This window comes from Bradyrhizobium sp. 170 (assembly GCF_023101085.1).
In the GTDB taxonomy this organism is placed as follows: Bacteria; Pseudomonadota; Alphaproteobacteria; order Rhizobiales; family Xanthobacteraceae; genus Bradyrhizobium.
Map to the genome: position 1 here is coordinate 500,097 of NZ_CP064703.1, position 17,019 is coordinate 517,115.

19 protein-coding genes are annotated in these 17,019 nt (G+C 63.0%); 8 read left to right on the top strand and 11 right to left on the bottom strand.

Going from position 1 to position 17,019, the window contains the following annotated elements:
• Nucleotides 1-56 precede the first annotated feature (56 nt).
• From soxX to soxC, 3 genes are all read right to left on the bottom strand, one after another.
• Complete coding sequence (gene soxX, locus IVB05_RS02300) at nucleotides 57-383, bottom strand: sulfur oxidation c-type cytochrome SoxX (RefSeq protein ID WP_247786555.1); 327 nt, start codon at nucleotides 381-383, stop codon at nucleotides 57-59.
• 61 nt (nucleotides 384-444) lie between these two features.
• Nucleotides 445-1,116, bottom strand: coding sequence for a cytochrome c (locus IVB05_RS02305; RefSeq protein ID WP_247782832.1), 672 nt, complete (start codon nucleotides 1,114-1,116; stop codon nucleotides 445-447).
• Nucleotides 1,100-2,308 carry a sulfite dehydrogenase gene (gene soxC / locus IVB05_RS02310; protein WP_247786556.1) on the bottom strand — a complete coding sequence of 403 codons (1,209 nt, stop codon included), beginning with the start codon at nucleotides 2,306-2,308 and terminating at the stop codon, nucleotides 1,100-1,102. Before soxC ends, IVB05_RS02305 begins: the two co-directional genes overlap by 17 nt.
• Nucleotides 2,309-2,634: 326 nt before the next feature.
• Here soxC and IVB05_RS02315 point away from each other — a divergent pair, with 326 nt between their 5' ends.
• On the top strand, nucleotides 2,635-2,928 hold the full coding sequence (locus IVB05_RS02315) for a metalloregulator ArsR/SmtB family transcription factor (RefSeq protein WP_247786557.1): 294 nt from the start codon (nucleotides 2,635-2,637) through the stop codon (nucleotides 2,926-2,928).
• A 46-nt stretch (nucleotides 2,929-2,974) separates the two neighbouring features.
• On the top strand, nucleotides 2,975-3,661 hold the full coding sequence (locus IVB05_RS02320; RefSeq protein ID WP_247782833.1) for a DUF938 domain-containing protein: 687 nt from the start codon (nucleotides 2,975-2,977) through the stop codon (nucleotides 3,659-3,661).
• A 15-nt stretch (nucleotides 3,662-3,676) separates the two neighbouring features.
• Here the strand turns inward: IVB05_RS02320 and IVB05_RS02325 are convergent, their stop codons facing one another.
• Nucleotides 3,677-4,546 carry a methyltransferase domain-containing protein gene (locus IVB05_RS02325; protein ID WP_247782834.1) on the bottom strand — a complete coding sequence of 290 codons (870 nt, stop codon included), beginning with the start codon at nucleotides 4,544-4,546 and terminating at the stop codon, nucleotides 3,677-3,679.
• 93 nt (nucleotides 4,547-4,639) lie between these two features.
• Here IVB05_RS02325 and IVB05_RS02330 point away from each other — a divergent pair, with 93 nt between their 5' ends.
• The 4 genes from IVB05_RS02330 to IVB05_RS02345 all read left to right on the top strand — a co-directional run bounded on the left by IVB05_RS02330 (nucleotide 4,640) and on the right by IVB05_RS02345 (nucleotide 8,449).
• Entirely contained in the window at nucleotides 4,640-5,134 is a 495-nt protein-coding gene (locus IVB05_RS02330) for a type II toxin-antitoxin system HicB family antitoxin (protein ID WP_247782835.1), read from the top strand.
• Between the two features lie 241 nt (nucleotides 5,135-5,375).
• Nucleotides 5,376-6,623, top strand: coding sequence for an MFS transporter (locus IVB05_RS02335; RefSeq protein ID WP_247782836.1), 1,248 nt, complete (start codon nucleotides 5,376-5,378; stop codon nucleotides 6,621-6,623).
• A gap of 27 nt (nucleotides 6,624-6,650) precedes the next feature.
• The gene (locus IVB05_RS02340) at nucleotides 6,651-7,013 is read left to right on the top strand and encodes a nuclear transport factor 2 family protein (RefSeq protein WP_247782837.1); all 363 of its coding nucleotides are present in this window, start codon (nucleotides 6,651-6,653) and stop codon (nucleotides 7,011-7,013) included.
• Between the two features lie 182 nt (nucleotides 7,014-7,195).
• The gene (locus tag IVB05_RS02345; protein ID WP_247782838.1) at nucleotides 7,196-8,449 is read left to right on the top strand and encodes an MFS transporter; all 1,254 of its coding nucleotides are present in this window, start codon (nucleotides 7,196-7,198) and stop codon (nucleotides 8,447-8,449) included.
• Between the two features lie 53 nt (nucleotides 8,450-8,502).
• Here IVB05_RS02345 and IVB05_RS02350 read toward each other — a convergent pair whose 3' ends face one another.
• Both IVB05_RS02350 and IVB05_RS02355 read right to left on the bottom strand, forming a co-directional pair.
• Nucleotides 8,503-8,997: a VOC family protein gene (locus IVB05_RS02350; protein ID WP_247782839.1), complete on the bottom strand. Its 495-nt coding sequence runs from the start codon at nucleotides 8,995-8,997 to the stop codon at nucleotides 8,503-8,505.
• 176 nt (nucleotides 8,998-9,173) lie between these two features.
• The gene (locus tag IVB05_RS02355) at nucleotides 9,174-9,719 is read right to left on the bottom strand and encodes a carboxymuconolactone decarboxylase family protein (RefSeq protein WP_247782840.1); all 546 of its coding nucleotides are present in this window, start codon (nucleotides 9,717-9,719) and stop codon (nucleotides 9,174-9,176) included.
• A 161-nt stretch (nucleotides 9,720-9,880) separates the two neighbouring features.
• Between IVB05_RS02355 and IVB05_RS02360 the strand changes: the two genes are divergently transcribed.
• A complete protein-coding gene (locus IVB05_RS02360; RefSeq protein WP_247782841.1) occupies nucleotides 9,881-11,065 on the top strand; it encodes an acyl-CoA dehydrogenase family protein in 1,185 nt (394 codons plus the stop codon).
• A 129-nt stretch (nucleotides 11,066-11,194) separates the two neighbouring features.
• On the top strand, nucleotides 11,195-12,334 hold the full coding sequence (locus tag IVB05_RS02365) for an acyl-CoA dehydrogenase family protein (protein ID WP_247782842.1): 1,140 nt from the start codon (nucleotides 11,195-11,197) through the stop codon (nucleotides 12,332-12,334).
• Between the two features lie 127 nt (nucleotides 12,335-12,461).
• Here the strand turns inward: IVB05_RS02365 and IVB05_RS02370 are convergent, their stop codons facing one another.
• The 5 genes from IVB05_RS02370 to IVB05_RS02390 all read right to left on the bottom strand — a co-directional run bounded on the left by IVB05_RS02370 (nucleotide 12,462) and on the right by IVB05_RS02390 (nucleotide 16,959).
• Entirely contained in the window at nucleotides 12,462-13,502 is a 1,041-nt protein-coding gene (locus IVB05_RS02370) for an amino acid ABC transporter substrate-binding protein (protein ID WP_247782843.1), read from the bottom strand.
• 53 nt (nucleotides 13,503-13,555) lie between these two features.
• Nucleotides 13,556-14,155, bottom strand: coding sequence for a L,D-transpeptidase (locus IVB05_RS02375; RefSeq protein WP_247782844.1), 600 nt, complete (start codon nucleotides 14,153-14,155; stop codon nucleotides 13,556-13,558).
• A 262-nt stretch (nucleotides 14,156-14,417) separates the two neighbouring features.
• On the bottom strand, nucleotides 14,418-14,546 hold the full coding sequence (locus IVB05_RS02380) for a DUF2474 domain-containing protein (protein ID WP_247782845.1): 129 nt from the start codon (nucleotides 14,544-14,546) through the stop codon (nucleotides 14,418-14,420).
• Complete coding sequence (gene cydB, locus IVB05_RS02385) at nucleotides 14,546-15,553, bottom strand: cytochrome d ubiquinol oxidase subunit II (RefSeq protein ID WP_276578738.1); 1,008 nt, start codon at nucleotides 15,551-15,553, stop codon at nucleotides 14,546-14,548. The genes IVB05_RS02380 and cydB overlap by 1 nt, the downstream gene beginning before the upstream one ends.
• Complete coding sequence (locus IVB05_RS02390) at nucleotides 15,550-16,959, bottom strand: cytochrome ubiquinol oxidase subunit I (protein ID WP_247782846.1); 1,410 nt, start codon at nucleotides 16,957-16,959, stop codon at nucleotides 15,550-15,552. The genes cydB and IVB05_RS02390 overlap by 4 nt, the downstream gene beginning before the upstream one ends.
• Between the last annotated feature and the right edge of the window lie 60 nt (nucleotides 16,960-17,019).

A 17,019-nucleotide genomic window follows, 5' to 3' on the forward strand; every position in this document is an offset into this window, starting at 1 on the left:
CATCGTCTCCTAAAGCGTGCGCGCGCACGTCACAGCCTTAATCTCTTGGTCTTGCTTCACAGCGTTTGCAGGAAATCAACGACCGCTTCGATTTCCTTTGGCGTTAGAATCCGGTTTCGTCCGAATGGCGGCATCACGGTCAGGGGATTGCGCTCGGTTTCATCGTGAACGATCGCGACGAGATCTGCGCGATTGGGATACTTGCTCTTGATGTCGATCAGCTCCGGCCCGAGCGAGCCTGGAAGGTTGCCGCCCTTGATGACATGGCAGGTCAGGCAATTGCCCTTGCTGCGATCGAAGGCGAGCTTCTGGCCTTCGGCCGCGGCGGACTGCGCATGCGCGGTGCTTGCGGATACGAAAGCGCCGACCACCAGCGCCAGCATGAACGCCGGGAGCTTTGCGGGTTTCGTCAGGGAATGATCGGTCACAGGCGTTTCCGTATTTTTATTTCGGTTGCATGGTATCGAGCGGGCCGGTCGTGCGCGGCGTCAGGTCCCTGCCTTCGGCCGTCGACGATATCCTGACATCGGCGGCGTTGACGCAGGCGTTCATGCAGGGCTTGGCCATCGTATCGGGTCGCGGGTCGCTCCAGATGAAATTGTCGCGATTGCGCATTTTGACTTTCGGCAAGCTGTTGCGATCGGCAACGAAATCATGGGGAACGAGGCCGTTCAGGCTCAGAATATAGGCGGTCAAAGCATAAACGTCATCCGCTGACAATGTGTGCGGCGCGGACATCGGCATGGCGCGGTTAATATAGTCCCATAGGGTCGGGGCAAACGGCCAGTAGCTGCCGACCGTCGGCTCCGGGCGCTCGTCCCGGAGCGACCCGACGCCGCCCACCAGCTTGGGAAAGCGGCCTTCGCCTTCGCCGAAGGTTCCATGGCAGGCGGCGCATTGCTCGGCATAGACGTCGGCGCCCCGGTCGACCGTGCCTTTGCCCGGCGGCAGGCCCGCTCCGTCCTCGCCGCGCACGTCGATGTCCCATCCGGCGATCTGCGCCGGCGTCGCCACGCTGCCGTAACCAAACGAGCCGGGCTCCGCCGCGCCGGCGAGGCTTCCGGCCGCAAGCAGGATGGCCACGATCGGCAGGAAGATCTTACGCGAGCTGTACATTGAAGACGCTTCCGTCGGGTTTGACCTGCCAAGTCTGGATCGAATTGTTGTGATAGACCGAGTTCGAGCCGCGCTGCTTTCGCAGCTCCGCAATTGTCGGCTGCACGTAACCGGTCTCGTCGATGACGCGGGATGCGATCAGCGCCGGGCGGCCGTCCCAGCGCCAGGGTAGGGTGAATTTCGTCAGCGCCTTCGACAGCACCGGCTCGTGCAGCCGCGCGCTCTGCCAGTTGACGCCACCGTCCGTGGAGACGTCGACGCGCCTCACCTTGCCGTTGCCGGTCCACGCCAGTCCCCTGATTTCATAAAGGCCCGGCCCATCGAGCGGTTTTTCCGGGCAGGGAAAGGTGATGACGGATTTGGCGTCGATCAGCCAGGTGAAGCCGCGCGAGGTGCCGTCGGGCATCAGGTCGGTGTATTTCGAGGTTTCCTCGCGGGAATGCCAGGGTTTGTCGCCGAGCTTGATCCGGCGCAGCCACTTGATGTTGACGTTGCCTTCCCAGCCCGGCACCACCAGCCGCAGCGGATAGCCCTGTTCGGGCCGAAGCGCCTCGCCGTTCTGCGCGTAGACCACGAGACAATCGTCGAGACATTTGTCGAGCGGCAGGCTGCGGTTCATATGCGCGCCGTCGGCGCCTTCGACCATCGCCCACTTCGCTTCTTTTTTGATGCCGACTTCTTCCAGCAGCGTCGACAGCCTGACCCCGGTCCATTCGGCGCAACTGACCATGCCGTGGCTGAACTGCAGCGAGTTCATCTGCGCGGCGCGCCAGTTCATGCCGCCATTGGCCGGGCATTCGATGAAATGGATGCGCGATATCGACGGGAAGCGCAGGACGTCCTTCATGGTGAGCAGCAGCGGGCGCTCGACCAGCCCGTGGATCATGAGTTTGTGCTGTGCCGGATCGATGTCGGGCCGTCCCGCATGGTGGCGCTCGAAGAACAATCCATTGGGTGTGATGATGCCGTGCAGTTCCTGCAGCGGCGAAAAGCTCACGGACGATTCCGCGCTGGCGGTGAGCCAGGGGACGTTGCGCCGGATCACGGAGGCTTCGGTATCCGCAGGCCGGCCATAGGGCCGGTCGACCACGCCTGCGCCGATCGATTGCGACCAGGGCGCGTCCGCGGGAGGTGACGCCGGCGCGGGGTCGGCGATGGCGGGTTTGCCGCCAAGGGCCAGGCTGCCGGTCAGGACAGCGCCGAGGGTGAGAAAGCCGCGTCGTCCCAAAGGCGCGTCCGCGCCGGCAAGATCGGAGAGAATAGCTTTGCTGCGTAACGGGTTATGCCGCACGTTTTCTTCCCCTCGCGGCCACATCGCCGCATTATTTCTTGCTTTTTTGAACCGGTATCCACATTTGCTAATTTAGTCAATGCTAAATAAAGGCCGGAACGTTAGTATGTCATGTGTGCTTCGCAGGCACGGAAAACCATCCTGGATTGGACGTTATGAGAACAGTCGCGGCGACAGCCAAAGAGCCACAATCGGCCCCCGGCGCCGACGATGCGGCCGCGCTGAAGATGCTGGCGAAGCAGGCCGGCGAAGCCGCCCAACTCCTGAAAATGCTCGCCAACGAAAAGCGCTTGCTGATCCTCTGCTTTCTTGCCGTGCGCGGCGAGATGACGGTCGGGGAACTCGTCGGCATCGTCAAGCTGAGCCAGTCCGCATTGTCGCAGCATCTGGCAAAATTGCGCGCCGATGGCCTGGTCGAATTCCGGCGGACGTCGCAGACACTGCATTATCGCGTGGCCGATGAGCGTGCATTGCGCCTGCTGCAGGTGCTGAAAGAGATCTATTGTGGCGAACTGAAGTGACGCTTTTTGCGTTTCAGACTCACAACGATTTTCAGGCGAGACGGTAATGGCCGAATATGTGGTGGAGTTCGGCAAGGATGGCCGGCCGGTCGAATCCGACGGGCGGTTGGACGCAGCGGCGTTCCACCGCAACCATGCGCCGATCTGGGCGGTGCTGCAGAAATTCCTCGCCGGCAAATCCGGTGATGTAGTCGAGGCCGGCAGCGGCACCGGCCAGCATGTCGTGCATTTTGCAAAACACACTCCCGACATCACCTGGTGGCCGAGCGACCTCAACGAGCGGCACATCAAGAGCATCGAAGCGTGGCGCGCGCATGCCGCTTTGCCGAACATTCGTCCGCCGCTGCGGATCGATCTCACCGATCCCGCCTGGTGTCCGGCGATGCATGACGGCAGCGGGCCGGCCGAATTGCTTGCGGTATTTTGCGCCAATGTGATCCACATTGCGCCGTGGCGCGTTGCCGAAGGCCTGTTCGCCGGCGCAGGCCGCTATCTGCGCAGCGAGGGGCGTCTGTTTCTCTACGGCCCGTTCAAGCGCGACGGCAAGCACACCGCGATGAGCAATGCCGTGTTCGACACCAGCCTGCGCGAGCAGGATGCCGAATGGGGCGTGCGCGACATCGCCGATGTCGAGAAGCTCGCCGCCGGCGTGGGCCTTGCATTGGTCGAAACCGTGCCAATGCCTGCCAACAACATGATTTTGGTGTTCGGGCGGTCGGACGCGTCGGCGTAAACGCCCCTCCGCACCTCAATGATAGGCGAGGCACCACTCTGATCCACGAAGCCAGCAGCGCTCGTCAGGAACGTCCTGGTCCCGGTACAGTCGTGTGACCTTTTGCCAGCCGCCACGGGCGAAGGCTTCGGCAAGCGCTCGTTCGGACGCCTCGTCGCGGCTGCCGGCGCAGGGGAAGATCGCAACCGGCGAAATCCATTGTGCCAGATAGTTCGCAGCTCTCCGCTCAATTCGGAACACTGCGCCGGCACTCGCCATCCGCTCCGGCGCTATGCCGCCAAATCCCTGATCTGACGTCATCGGCATGATCAGACGGCCGCCATCGGCAAGGCCATCGAGCCAGCGTGTCGCTGGCCGCGTGCAGCCGGCATTGACATAGATGACATCGGCGGCATCGAACGGTACCTGCGTGCCGTCGCCTTCAATCACTGCGACATTCGCATAGGGCGCCAGGCTGGCTCTGGCGCGCGCGGCGAGGCTCCCATCATATTCGATTCCCGTTACCCGCCCTGACGGCCCGACGAGATGCGCGAGGATGGCGGTATAATAACCCGCACCAGTGCCAACATGCACCACGTGCCCGCCGACCGGGGGCAAGGCCTGATGGATGAGATGGGCATGCAACGACGGTTGGCCGTTGTTGACGCCACGTTCGGGCACGAGCGCGACCAGATCGTCGGTATAGAGATAGATGGGGTCGGCGTCGGGTGTCGGCACATAGTCGCGTCGCCACCGTCGTACCAGCCACGGACCCGGGCCGAGAAAATCCTCACGGGGAATGGCGGCAAACGCCTGAGCGAGGCGCGCATCGTCGACGCCTGCGGCGGCAAGGACCTGCCTGGCGTATGCGGCACGAACGATGCGGAGTTCGGCTTGAGCGTCCATTTTGCTCTCCATCCTGGCCCATGCTATCAGTCTTGTGTGATTTGACACACCAGCATGTGTGTTAAATAGCACAATCATCGCGAGGAGGCCAGATTGAAGAAGCGGCTTTATCCGGCAGTGCTGGAGCGCGGTCCGCGCGGCGCGCTCGGCGCGTGGTTTCCCGATTTTCCGGGCTGCGTTGCTGGCGGCCGATCGCAGGAAGAGACGATCGAAAGAGCGGAGGGCGCGCTGGCGCGAGCGGTGGACGGAATTGCAGAGCAGGGCAGGCCGCTGCCGGAGCCAACGCCGATCGAGCAGATCGCGTTGCCCAAGGGCGCCGACGTCGTCGCCTATTTCATTGTCGGGGTGGATCCGCCCGATCCGTCCGAGCGGGTGAACGTCTATTTGCCGAAGAGTCTGATTACGCGGATCGACAAGCGCGCCACAGAGCTCGGCATGAGCCGCTCCAGCTTCTTCGGCTTCGCCGCCACGATCGCGCTTGATTGGAGTCCAGGTTTCCCGCACACCGGCGTCGCGGATCCTCGCTCAAAGGTCCACAAGACCGGTGCGGTGCGAACCGGAAGGAGATCAGGCAGGACGCGGCCGTGAAAGGGCGTTTTCGCGTGGCGGATTGCTGAGGCGTAATCTGGTATCGCTCTCGCGCGCGAGAGCGGATGCGTTGTGCGGGCCGCTCTTCGGCCAAAGAAGCATTTCCTGCGACAGGTGCTTGCGCCCCTCGCATAGCGCGCGCCCGTTTGCGTCGGTTGATCGCATAGCCCCGCGTCTTCATAGTGCCCCGCAATGAATCGATGAGGCTCCTTCCCCGGGGCCTGCCGGGGCGGAATTGCCGATGTTGGATACCACCACAGCCACCGATGAGATCGCCAATGACGCACGTGCGCGCGCCAATGTGCTGCGGCTCGCCGCGGCGCAGGCGCTGACCGGCGCCAATTCGGCTGTCATCTTCGCCACCGGCTCGATCGTCGGCGCGACGCTGGCGCCGACCATCTCGCTCGCGACCGTGCCGCTCTCGATGTATGTGCTGGGGCTCGCCGCCGGCACGCTGCCGACCGGCGCGATCTCGCGCGTCTATGGCCGCCGCACCGCCTTCATCATCGGCACCTTCTGCGGCGTGCTGACCGGCGCGCTCGCCGCCGTCGCTGTGCTGTATGCTTCGTTCTGGCTGTTCTGCGGCGCGACGTTTCTCGGTGGTCTCTATGGCGCGGTCGCGCAGTCCTACCGTTTTGCCGCGGCCGACGGCGCCAGCACAGCGTTTCGGCCGAAAGCCATGTCATGGGTGATGGCGGGCGGCGTGTTCGCCGGCGTGCTTGGTCCACAGCTCGTGCAGTGGACGATGGATATCTGGCCGCCTTATCTGTTCGCGTTCAGCTTCGTGGTGCAGGCCTTCGTCGCGCTGGTGGCGATGGCGGTGCTGTGGGGCGTCGATGCGCCAAAACCCGCGCCGTCGGATATGCATGGCGGCCGGCCGCTGTTCGAGATCGCGCGGCAGCCGCGTTTCATTGCGGCGGCGCTGTGCGGGGTGATTGCGTACCCCATGATGAATCTCGTGATGACCTCGGCGCCGCTCGCCATGAAGATGTGCGGACTGACCGTCAGCGATTCCAATTTCGGCATTCAGTGGCACATCGTGGCGATGTACGGGCCGAGCTTCTTCACGGGCTCGCTGATCGCGCGTTTCGGCGCGCCAAGGATCGTGGCGCTCGGTCTGCTGCTGGAAGCTGCAGCGGCGGGAATCGGCCTTGCCGGCATCACCGCGATGCATTTCTGGGCGACGCTGATCGTGCTCGGCGTCGGCTGGAACTTTGCGTTTATCGGCGCTTCCGCGCTGGTGCTGGAAACGCATCGGCCGCAGGAACGCAACAAGGTGCAGGCGTTCAACGATTTCCTGGTGTTCGGGATGATGGCGCTGGGGTCGTTCTCGTCCGGCCAGTTGCTGGCGCATTACGGCTGGTCGATGGTAAACATGGTGGTGTTCCCGCCGGTGCTGCTCGGCCTTGCGGTGCTGTCGTTGGCGTCGTTCGCCAAGCGGCGCGCGAAATTGCAGGCGGTCAACGAGATTCCCGGTCCGAGTATCTAATTTTCAGTCAATTAATGGAGGCCTCTCATGCCCTCGCGCGCCCGTCTCGATGAATTCATTGCAGTCGTCGTTTCCGGCGACCATGCAGGCGCCATCGAGCGTTTCTACACCGAGGACGCCAGCATGCAGGAGAATGCCGCTCCGCCGCGCGTCGGCCGCGACGTCCTGGTCGCGCATGAGCGCGCGGTGCTGGAACGGGTCAAGAGCGTGACGTCGACTTGCGTTGCCTCGATCGTCGAGGGCGATCGCGTCGCGATCAACTGGGTGTTCGAGTTCGTCTATCATTCCGGCAAGACGGGCCGGTTCGACGAAGTCGCGCTGCAGGAATGGCGCGGCGACAAGGTGTTCCGCGAACGGTTCTTCTACGACCCATCGAAGCCGGCCGCCTAGCTTTTTGTTTGACGCGTTTTCTTTACGCGAACCGGGAACCACTTCGCTCGAAAAACGCTATAGCTGCCACCTGCTGACAGTTCGGTGTCCGTCGAATTGATGACCCTTGCAGCCTTGTTTGCTGTTGCCGACATGTGCCGGGCAAGCACGGCAATGACGCGACAGCAACGAAGAGGCCTCTTTTGGACGCTCTCAACTACACCCCTCGCGACGAAACCTCGATCCGCTACGAGGGCTGGCGCATCGTCGTCGTCTGTTTCCTGCTGGCGACCTTCGGCTGGGCGTTCGGCTTCTATGGCCAGAGCGTCTATGTCGCCGAGTTGCAGCGGTTGCACGGCTGGCCGGCGTCGCTGATCTCGTCGGGCACGACGTTCTTCTACCTGTCGGGCGCGGCGCTGGTCGCCTTTGTCAGCGAGGCGATCAAGGGGTTTGGCCCCCGGAATTGCATGATCGCCGGCATCTGCACGATGGCTTTGGCCGCGATCTCGATCGGCCAGGTACGCGAGCCCTGGCAGCTCTATCTCGCCAACGCCGTGCTCGCCTTCGGCTGGGCCGGCACCAGCCTCGGCATGATCACCAACACGCTCGGCCTCTGGTTCGACAGAAAGCGCGGCATGGCGATCAGCCTGGCGCTGAACGGCGCGAGTTTTGGCGGCATTGTCGGTGTGCCCTTGATGGTCATGGCGATCGGCTATTTTGGCTTCGCCGGCGCGATGACCGCCTCCGCCGCGGTGATGGTTATCGTGATGATTCCGGTGATCCTGTTGTCCGTCGGACGGCCGCCGGCTCATTCGGGCGCAGGCGATGTCGAGGCCGCGGACGCGCCGTCGCCGACGCAAATTCGCGCGCGCGCCTTTCGCGATATCGGCTTCCTCTCGGTGTCAGCGGCGTTTGCGCTGGTGCTGTTCGCGCAGGTCGGCTTCATCGTTCACCTGATCGCGTTTCTGGATTCGGTGATCGGGCGGCAGCAGGCAGCGATTGCGATGGCATTGTTGACGGCGATGGCGGTGGTCGGCCGCGTATTGTTTTCATTCGTGATCGACCGGATGAACCAGCGGCTGGCGTCCTCGCTTTCCTTTGTCAGCCAGGCGGTCGCGCTCGTCATCGTCATCAATGTGCACCATGACTACGCGCTGATCGCCGCCTGCGCGCTGTTCGGCTTCTCGGTCGGCAATCTGATCACGCTGCCGGCGCTGATCGTGCAGCGCGAGTTCGATCCGCGTTCGTTCGGCGTGCTGGTCAGCCTGATCACCGCGATCAACCAGATCACCTACGCGTTCGGGCCCGGCGTGGTCGGCCTGCTGCGCGATCTCTCGGGAAGTTACACGCTGCCGTTCTATGGCTGTATCGCGGTGGAGCTGGCGGCGGCGGTGCTGGTCATGATTCGTGGCAAGCCGTCGTCATTGCGAGGAGCGCAGCGACGAAGCAATCCATAGTTCCGCAAGCGGAGAGATGGATTGCTTCGCTTCGCTCGCAATGACGGTGAGAGCTACGCCTCCCGCTGCCGCAGCAGATCCTCCAGATCCAGCCTTTTCGTGAACATCGCGAGCGATCCATCCGGCGCGCGCGGCCACTCCTCCTCCGGCCGGTCGCGATAGAGCTCGACGCCGTTCTGGTCGGGATCGCGCAAATAGAGCGCCTCGCTGACGCCGTGGTCGCTGGCGCCGTCAAGCTCGATGCCGGCCTCGATCACGCGATACAGCGCATCCGCCAGCGCCGGGCGGGTGGGGTAGAGAATGGCGGTGTGAAACAGCCCGGTGGCATCAGGCGGCGGCGGATGGCCGTCTTTGCTTTCCCAGGTGTTGAGGCCGATGTGATGATGATATCCGCCCGCCGAAATGAACGCGGCACCGGAGCCCATCCGCTGCATCACCTCGAAGCCGAGCACGCCGCAATAAAACCCCAGCGCGCGCTCGAGATCGGCGACCTTGAGATGGACATGCCCGATCCTTGTGCCGTCAATGATGGGTGGGTTCTGGGGCATGTTGTCTCCGTTCGGTCTGCTTTACCTCGCCCCGCTTGCGGGGAGAGGTCGGACTTTACGCGAAGCGGAAAGTTCGGGTGAGGGGGTACAGGTCTATCGTGAGGTCACGTTTCGCGGAGGGAGCCCCTCACCCCGACCCTCTCCCCGCGTAAGAGCGGGGAGAGGGGGAGGAGAGATCACACCAAGTCCGACACCTCTCCATCCGGCAGTCCGAACTCAAAGGTGTTCAGCGTCATCGACACCATCGTGTAGTAACCGCACAGCCCAATCACCTCGACGATGCCGCGCTCGGTGAGCACCTTCACGGCCTCGTCATACAGCGGCTGCGACACGCCTTTGCTCTCATGCAGAGATTTGGCGACGTCGTAGATCATCTTGCCCTTGGGGTCGTCGAACACAGGCGTGCGGCGGTCGCGGATGTCCTCGATGATCTTGGGATCCATGCCGCCCTTCAGCGCCAGGCGCTTGTGCGCAAACCATTCGTAATGCGAGGTCCAGTGCCGCGCGGTGACGAGGATCGCGATCTCCGAAAGCTTTGCCGGAAACATCGTGTTGAACCGAAGTTGCTCGCCCAGACGCGTGGCGTGCCGCGCCATGTCCGGGCTGTTGAGCCAGGCCATCATCGGCGCCGGCGGGGCGCCGCGCTTGCCGGATATCGCTTCGTCGTAGGTTTCTTTTTGTTCGGCGCTCATTTCGCCAGGCGAAAGCAATTTCAGCCGCATGCCCGTTTCCTCTTGTTTTTCAATCGTTACGGCTTTGCGCTTACACCCGATCAGGCGTCCTGACTACCGCCGCAGAAGTATGGGCTGACGTCAGACATATATTGAATTCCGCAACGCGAGGGCTAAGGTCATCTCCAACATTCCCACATGGAAACGCCGATATGTCCGATCTGGAAACATTCCGCCGTGAAACCCGCGCCTGGCTGGAGGCCAATTGCCCGCCGGAGATGCGGCGTCCGATGACCTCGGAGAACGACACCTATTGGGGCGGGCGTAACGCAAAATTCTCGTCCGAGCCGCAGCGCGTCTGGTTCGAGCGGATGCGTGACAAGGGCTGGACCGTGCCGGACTGGCCGAAGGAATATGGTGGCGGAGGGCTCGATCGCGCCGAGCACAAGGTGCTGCGCGAGGAAATGTCGGCGATGGGCGCGCGGTCGCCGCTGTCGAGTTTTGGCATCTGGATGCTCGGGCCGGCGCTGTTGAAGTACGGCAACGAGGCGCAGAAGAAGGAGCATCTGCCAAAAATCGCCGCGGGCCTGATCCGCTGGTGCCAGGGCTATTCCGAGCCGAACGCCGGATCGGACCTCGCCTCGCTGCAGACCCGCGCCGAGAGCGACGGCGACGACTACATCATCAACGGCCAGAAGATCTGGACGTCATACGCGAACTACGCCGACTGGATCTTTTGCCTGGTGCGGACCGATCCCACGGCGAAGAAGCACGACGGCATCAGTTTTATCCTGTTCGACATGACCTCGAAGGGCGTGTCGACGAAGCCGATCCTTTTGATCTCGGGCTATTCGCCGTTCTGCGAAACCTTCTTCGACAATGTGCGCGTGCCGAAATCGCATGTGGTGGGCACCGTCAACCGCGGCTGGGATGTCGCGAAATATCTGCTGCAGCATGAGCGCGCGATGATCTCGGGGATGGGCGAGCGCGGCGTCGGCCGGCCGCTCGGCCAGGTCGCCGCCGATTCGGTCGGCGCCGACGAGCAAGGCCGGCTGGAGGATGCGATGCTGCGCAGCCAGATATCAACCTTCGAAATCGACGAGGCGGCACTTGGCGCGGCGGCCGAACGCGCGGTCGATCTGGCGAAAGCCGGGCAGTCGCATCCGGCGTTTTCCTCGGCGATGAAATATTACGGCACCGAGCTCAACAAGCGCCGCCATGAAATCCTGATGTCGGCCGGTGGCATCGATGCGCTGGAATGGGAAAGCGACCGCTCCAGAGGCGGCGCCCGCCCGCGCGCCTGGCTGCGTACCAAGGCCAATTCGATCGAGGGCGGCACCAGCGAGGTGATGCTCGGCATCGTCGCCAAGCGCATCCTCGATCTGCCGGGGGCGTGAGTATCTTACGTCGTTCCGGGGCACGCGAAGCGTGAACCCGGAACCTCGAGATTCCGGGTTCGATGCTGTGCATCGCCCCGGAATGACGCCTCAAAAATCACGCGTTACTTTTGAAACCGGAACTAGCTAATGCCCCTCGTCCTCACCGAAGAACAATCCATGCTGCGCGACAGCGCGCGCGGCATTATCAGCGACAAGGCGCCGGTGGCGCATCTGCGCAGCTTGCGCGACGGCAAGGACGCAACGGGATTTTCCCGCGACCTCTGGAAGGCGTTTGCTGAGATGGGCTTTTCCGGCCTGCTGGTGCCGGAGAATTTTGGCGGCAGCGGACTCGGCTGCGTCGAGGCCGGCGTGGTGATGGAGGAAATCGGCCGCACGCTGATGCCGTCGCCGTTCTTGTCGACGGCGGTGCTGGCGGCCTCCGCGTTGTCGCGCGGCGGCAGTGATGCGCAGAAATCGGCGCATCTGCCGAAGATTGCGGACGGCTCGCTGCTGGCCGCGCTTGCGATCGACGAAGGCGCAAAACATCGCCCGCTGCAGACCAAATTGCAGGCGGTGCGTTCTGGCAACGGTTTCAAGCTCAACGGCGCCAAGGCTCTCGTGGTCGATGGCCACACCGCCGATCTCCTGATCGTCGCTGGCCGCACCGGCGGCGCAGCCGGTGAGCGCAACGGGCTAACGCTGTTCCTGGTTGATCCCAAGGCCAAGGGCATCGCGATCGAACGCACGGTGATGGTCGATGCGCATAACGCCGCCAGAATCGAATTCGCCAATGTCGAGGTCGACGCGGACCATGTGCTCGGCGAAGTCGACCAGGGCGGGGCGCTGCTGGAGGGCGTGCTCAATATCGGCCGTGGCGCGGTGGCCTCCGAAATGGTGGGCCTGAGCGAGGAGGTGTTCGGCCGCACCGTCACCTATCTGAAGGAGCGCAAGCAGTTCGGCAAGCTGATCGGAGAATTCCAGGCGCTGCAGCACCGCGCAGCCCAGCTCTACATCGATATCGAGATCACCCGCGCGGCCGTCCTGAAGGCGCTGCAGACGCTGGACGGCGATTTCGAGCACGCCAGCGCGGCGGTCGCAGTCGCCAAGGCGCGCGCCGGCACCACGGCGACGCTGGCGGTGCAAGAGGGCGTGCAGATGCACGGCGGCATGGGCATGACCGACCAGTTCGACATCGGCTTCTTCATGAAGCGCGCGCGGGTCTGCCAGGAATTGTTCGGGGACAGCAACTACCACGCCGATCAGTTGGCGCGGATGAAGAGTTATTGAGGGCGAAGGTAAGCGTCGTGCGCTGCTGTCTCGCCGTCATTGCGAGCGAAGCGAAGCAATCCATGGTGTCGCGATAACGGTATGGATTGCTTCGTCGCTTTGCTCCTCGCAATGACGGCGGAGAGAGCTACCTGATCGGCGGGGCGTACTGGATGCCGCCATTGCTCCAGAGCGAATTCAGGCCGCGCGGGATCTTCAGCTTCGATCCTTCGCCGATGTTGCGCTCGTAGACTTCGCCGTAATTGCCAACATGGCGGATGATGCGGGCAGCCCAGTCCTTGCTCAGGCCGAGGTCTTCGCCGTAGGCGCCCTCGGTGCCGACCAGCCGCATCACGTCGGGCTTCTTCGATTTCAGCGCCTCGTCGATGTTCTTCGAGGTGATGCCGAGTTCCTCGGCGTTGATCATCGCATACAGCGTCCACTTCACGAGCATCATCCAGTCGTCGTCGCGCTGGCGCACCACGGGTGCGAGCGGCTCCTTGGAGATGACGTCGGGCAGGATGACATGGTCGCTGGGCTGGATGAGGTTCAGCCGAAGCGCGTAGAGCTGGGAGACGTCGGCGGTGAAGGTGTCACACTTGCCGGATTCATAGGCCTTGAGCACGTCTTCCAGCTTGGGAAACTTGACTTCGGTGTATTTCATGTTGTTGGCGCGGAAATGGTCGGCGACGTTGAGCACCGTCGTCGTGCCCTCCTGCACGCAAACCTTGCTGTTGTTAAGGTCGAGTGCGGAATCGATGTTGCGCGAGCGCGGCAGCATGAATCCCTGGCCGTCATAATAGGCGACGGCCGGGAAATAGAGGGCGTAGTTGCTCTCGCGCGACATGCTCCAGGTCGTGTTGCGGGAGAGAATGTCGACCTTTCGGCTCTGCAATTCCTTGAAGCGTTCGCTGGCGTCGAGCGGCACGAATTTCGCCTTCTTGGGATCGTCGAAGATCGCCGCGGCCACCGCGCGGCAGAAATCCACGTCGAAGCCGGTCCAGTCGCCCTTGTCGTCGGGGATCGAGAACCCGGGCAGGCCCTTGTTGACGCCGCACAGCACGTCGCCGCGGCGGATCGTCCGCTTCAGGGTCTTGGTGTCGTAACGTTCATAGGTGATTGCGATAGCCGCGACCGCGATTGCGGCCGCCAGCCCGATCAGGAGGCCGCCTCGAAATGTCCGTAGCATTTTCTAACTCACAATTTCAGGGAAATGGATCGGCTGGAGGAACCGCGTTGTAATTACAGTTCCGGCTTTTGCCGGATGATGACCTTGGTGCCCACAGGCACACGCTCGTAGAGATCGGCGACGTCGGCGTTGACCAGGCGGAAGCAGCCGGAAGAGACGGCGGTGCCGATGGTGTCAGGCCGGTTGGTGCCATGGATGCGGTAGACGGTGGTGCCGAGATACATCGCGCGGGCGCCGAGCGGGTTGCCGGGCCCGCCGGCCATGAAGCGCGGCAGATAGGGCTGGCGCGCGATCATTTCGGGCGGCGGTGTCCAGTCCGGCCACTCCGCCTTGCGCGTGATGTTCACGAGCCCCTGCCACTGAAATCCCTCGCGGCCCACGCCGATGCCGTAGCGCAGCGCGCGGCCGTTGCCCTGAATGAGATAGAGATGGCGTTCGGCCGTGACGACGATGATGGTGCCCGGCGCTTCGTTGGTGCGATAGAGCACCGCGGTCTTCTTGAACTGCGGATCGAGTTCGACGGAATCGTCAGCGATAAGCCCCGGCTGGTCGCCGACATCGGGCTGTCGCGTCTGCGCCTGGCTCTGCGGGACCGAAAGAACCAGACCGCTTGCAGCGATCATCACCCAGGTCAGGTGCCGAAATTTCGTCATCGCAGAGCTCTCCTCGCGGCGCTTTGGCCAAAATGCGCATGATCCGCCAAAGTGTGAGCGGTTTGGCGACAAGATCATGCGCCACTTTTAAGTCAGAGCGCGATCGGACGCAAAACCGGTTCCCACTTTTGCTGATCGCGCTCGGGAACCATCAAATCTCAGGGCCAGCTTGATGGCAAGTTTAGGGCGAGTGGGGCGAATAGGTGATTGAAATATCTTCTGTTTCCGTCCATTGCCCAATTCATGGGATGTCCCGGCTGCCTTATTTCGGCGCGATCCACAGCCGCAGGCAAAACGAAATCAGCGCCACAGTGCCGACGCCGCCCATCCAAAGTGCGACGAACCACAGCAGGCGCTGCGGCAGCGGGCGAGGCTTCGGCTCCGTCGGCATCAATGGTATCCGCTCTCAGGCTTGACCTTGCCGCGAAACACCCAATAGGCCCAGGCGGTATAGCCAAGGATCAGCGGGATCAGCCCGGCGACGCCGAACAGCATGAAGATCTGGCTGTTTGCCGGCGCCGCCGCCTGCCAGATCGTGATGCTCTGCGGCACGATATAGGGATACATGCTGATGCCGAGCCCGGCATAGGACAGCGCGAACAGCGCCAGTGTCAGGAAGAACGGCTGGTAGTCGTATTTCCTGGCAAGGCTGCGCAGCAGCAGGGCGGTGACTACAGCAACCGAAATCGGTACCTGTGCCGTCATGAGGACGTTCGGCCAGGCGAACCAGCGCTCGGTGTACTGTATATGGAGGAACGGCGTCGCGATGCTGACCGCGGCGATGGTCCCGAGCATCGCGAGCAACAGGACCCAGCTCAGGTGATAGGCGCGGTCGCGCAACTCGCCTTCCGTCTTCATGACAAGCCATGTCGCGCCTAACAGCGCATAGCCAACCACCAGCGACACACCGGTCAGGATGCTGAACGGCGTCAGCCAGTCCCACCAGCCGCCGGCATAGCTTCGGCCTTCGACATGCACGCCTTGCAGGATGGCGCCGAGTGCGATTCCCTGCGCCAGCGTCGCCAAAAGCGATCCGCCGAAAAAGGCGATGTCCCAGCGGTTACGCTGGGCCGTCGTGCGCCAACGGAATTCGAAGGCGACGCCGCGGAACACCAGCCCGAGAAGCATCGCGATCATCGGCGTGTAGAGCGCCGGCATCAGCACCGCATAGGCCAGCGGGAACGCGGCCATCAGGCCGCCGCCGCCAAGAACGAGCCAGGTTTCGTTGCCGTCCCAGACCGGGGCGACGCTGTTCATGATGACGTCGCGATCTCTTTTCTCGGGGAAGAGCGGGAACAGGATGCCGAGACCGAGATCGAAGCCGTCCATCACGACGTAGACGAACACGGCAAAGGCGATGATGAAGGCCCAGATGATGGGAAGATCGATCGGGATCATCGGGCGACTCCCTCGGCAGCCGCGCCTGCCGCGGGCGTAATGCCCGCCGAGCGGATCGGGACGTCGTGCGAGGGTCCCTCTTCGCCGGGATGCGGCGGGGCCGCCATCAGGCGCAGCAGATAGATCACGCCGGCTGTGAAGACGGCGAAGTAGACGATGATGAAGGCGATCAGCGAGGAGGCGACCGCGGGCGCTGCCAGCGGCGAGGCCGAGTCAACTGTGCGCAGCAATCCATAAACCGTGAACGGCTGGCGTCCGGTCTCGGTGGTGATCCAGCCCGCGAGCACGGCGATGAAGCCTGAGGGCGCCATCGCGACCGCGAACATGTGCAGCAGCCGGGAATCGTAGAGCTTGCCCTGCACGCGCATCAGCAGGCTGAACAGGCCGAGCGCCAGCATGAGCAATCCCATGCCGACCATGATCCGGAACGACCAGAACGTGATCGCCACCGGCGGCCAGTTTTCACGCGGCACCGTGTCGAGGCCGGCCATCGGCGCGTCCGGCGAGTGCTTGAGGATCACCGATCCCAGCTTCGGCACTTCGATCGCATAGTCGACCCTGCCGGCGCTCTGGTTGGGCAGGCCGAACAGGATCAGGGGCGCGCCGTCCTTATGGCTCTGGAAATGGCCTTCCATCGCCATGATCTTCACCGGCTGATGCTCCAGCGTGTTGAGCCCGTGCTGGTCACCGGCGAGGATCTGGATCGGCGCCACTAACGTGGCCATCCACATTGCCATCGAAAACATCACGCGGGGCCCCGCAAGATGGCGGTCGCGCAGCAGGTGATATGCGCCGACCGCGCCGACCACCAGCGCGGTGGTCAGATAGGCCGCCAGCACCATGTGCACGAGACGGTAGGGGAATGACGGGTTGAAGATCACTTTGAGCCAGTCGGCGGCGATGAACTGCCCGTCGGCATTGACGGCGTGGCCCGTCGGCGTCTGCATCCAGGAATTGGCGGACAGAATCCAGAACGCCGAAATCAACGTGCCGATCGCGACCATCAGCGTCGCCAGAAAATGCAGCTTTGGCCCGACGCGCTGCAGGCCGAACAGCATCACGCCGAGGAAGCCTGCCTCGAGGAAGAACGCGGTCAAAACCTCATAGGCCATCAACGGGCCGATCACCGGGCCGGTCTTGTCGGAAAAGGCCGACCAGTTGGTGCCGAACTGGTAGGACATCACGATACCCGACACCACGCCCATGCCGAAGGCGACGGCAAAGATTTTTAGCCAGTAGTTGAACAGGTTGATGAAGACCTCGCGCCCGGTCCACAGCCAGAGTGCTTCGAGCACGGCGAGATAGCTGGCGAGCCCGATCGAAAAGGCGGGGAATATGATGTGGAACGACATCGTGAAAGCAAACTGCGCCCGGGCCAATACGACCGCATCCCAGCCTTCGAACATCGGCACCACCTGTCGCAGTTTCGTCGGGCGCAATCTCGAAAAACCGAACCAGAGTTTTCG